Source organism: Mycolicibacterium vinylchloridicum, from assembly GCF_013404075.1.
GTDB lineage: Bacteria > Actinomycetota > Actinomycetes > Mycobacteriales > Mycobacteriaceae > Mycobacterium > Mycobacterium vinylchloridicum.
This window is the reverse complement of sequence record NZ_JACBJQ010000162.1, coordinates 1-1731: the sequence shown is the minus strand read 5'-3', so window position 1 is coordinate 1731 and position 1731 is coordinate 1. Positions and strand designations below refer to the sequence as shown.

Annotated in this window: 1 protein-coding gene and 1 pseudogene; one reads left to right on the top strand and one right to left on the bottom strand. The window is 64.5% G+C overall.

All coding sequences use genetic code 11. The features are described 5' to 3' along the window. A pseudogene (locus HPC46_RS34290) lies at positions 1 to 765 on the top strand (hypothetical protein); the annotation flags it as partial. 168 nt (positions 766 to 933) lie between these two features. Here the strand turns inward: HPC46_RS34290 and HPC46_RS34285 are convergent. After that, complete coding sequence (locus HPC46_RS34285) at positions 934 to 1248, bottom strand: hypothetical protein (protein ID WP_179476424.1); 315 nt, start codon at positions 1246 to 1248, stop codon at positions 934 to 936. Between the last annotated feature and the right edge of the window lie 483 nt (positions 1249 to 1731).

Below are 1731 nucleotides of genomic sequence, written 5' to 3'. Positions count from 1 at the left end.
ACCGCGCAGTACGCCGACTATGTGCGCAGCGCCGGCAACCCTTCACTCGTCGGTGCGCCGTTGGAGCCCCCACCCCGCCCGGCCGCCGGCGGGGTCCAGGCCCTCGACGTACCACTGTCGCCGGCGCAGCATCCGGGAGAACCGTACTTTGATCCCCGTAACCCCTTTGTTGGAGATGAGCGTTTCGGACAATGGGTCAACATCGTTCCGCCGCCGTACACCGGCGACACACCGCCACCGCCATGGGCCGGGCATCGCTCGCTGGAGGGATTTCCCGGCAAGGACCCGTCCGGCCCGACCGGGTTCTATGTGCCCGGTGGAAAGAACTGGGCCGACGACAACGCTCCCCCTATGGCATACATGGAGGAGCAGTATCGGTTCCGCATTTCCGGCCAGGATTACACCGCGTTCACCCGCATGGTCGACGGCCACCAGCAGCAGTGGGTGCAGTACACCTATGAGGCTCAGAAGTACACCCGAGTCACCTTGGGAGGTGACGCCTGGGCATCGACCGATCCCGATCCCATTGCCCGCACGCCGGGAGGAACGATGACCGGCGGGTTGGCCGGCCTGAATCCGCCACCGAAAATTGGTGGATGGGAACCGATTTCGCTGCCCGAGATCGCCACGTTATCGGGCAACAATCCCATCATCACGTACTACATTCCCGACGGATGTGGTGGCCAATTCACGTTCCTCGACGGTGTGCCGATCACCGGTATCCAGCCGCCGCCAGTGATACCCCGCATGACGGCCGCGGGCTAGTCGCGTCGCTTGCCTTTGCGGACTCGCCGGCCGGTGTCGTTAGAACCACTCCGCCGGGCAGCGCCTCGGGTCGTCGCTCTAGGCGTCAGCCTTCCGGGGGCGGGTTTCGCGCCGGGCCCGAGGAGTTGAAGCTCACCTCGCGGCGATGATCTATATGTCGAGCAGTGCTCAGGGGTTCGCCTGTCCGAGGGCTGGGCACACTTTGGCCAGTGCTGCCGTTGCGTCGTAGGTTAGTCGCGCGGCGCGCATCATGTCGGCGTCGCCGGTGTCGGAGGCAGAAAGTGTCGACGCGCCGTGCTGGGCCTTGGCCGATAGGGCGGCGCCGTCAGCCCACTTGGTGAGCTGTTCCTTAATAGCCGGCACCGAGACGGAGGCGGCCGCAGTCTTGATCCGGTCGCTCATGGCTGCTTCCTGGTCGGCGATGTGCAATAGATCGCGCGTCTCACCTTCTCCGTTGCCGAGCTGGGCGACCGAACGTTGCATCGAACTCCATTGTGTCCGTAGAGATTCCACCACGAAGCAATCGTTGTGTGGGGCGCTCTGTTGCGTGCTATGCCGGTGCCACAGCACCGCGCAGATGCCGATTACGACAACGACCGCGGTCAGCAGCGTCGCCTGTAGGACCCTCATCTGACTCCTGGCTGACCTCATCTTGCCACCGCCTGGTAGTGATAGCGGATTCGAACCAAGCCTAAACGCGACCCCTGGCGGGTAACTGCGCCCGTAGGAATTGGTTTTAGGCGCTGCTCGCCTCGTCGTCGGGCAGTTAACGTTGGTTTCAAGGAAACGTCACGGAGCGGGCCGTGGTGGCCGCGCATCAGTCGTGAAGGAGGTCGAGGTGGCACAGCTGAAGATCGACACCGCCGCCGTTGCCCATACGGGGGCTGTGGTGGCGGGGGCGGCCTCTGGTGGTTCCTCGCAGGGAATCACCGTGACGCCACCGGCCTCGGACCCGGTATCGGCAGC

What these genes read in the sequence shown, in the direction of transcription:
- HPC46_RS34285 (WP_179476424.1), bottom strand. Translation starts at nt 1,248, where the DNA reads ATGCAACGTTCGGTCGCCCAGCTCGGCAACGGAGAAGGTGAGACGCGC.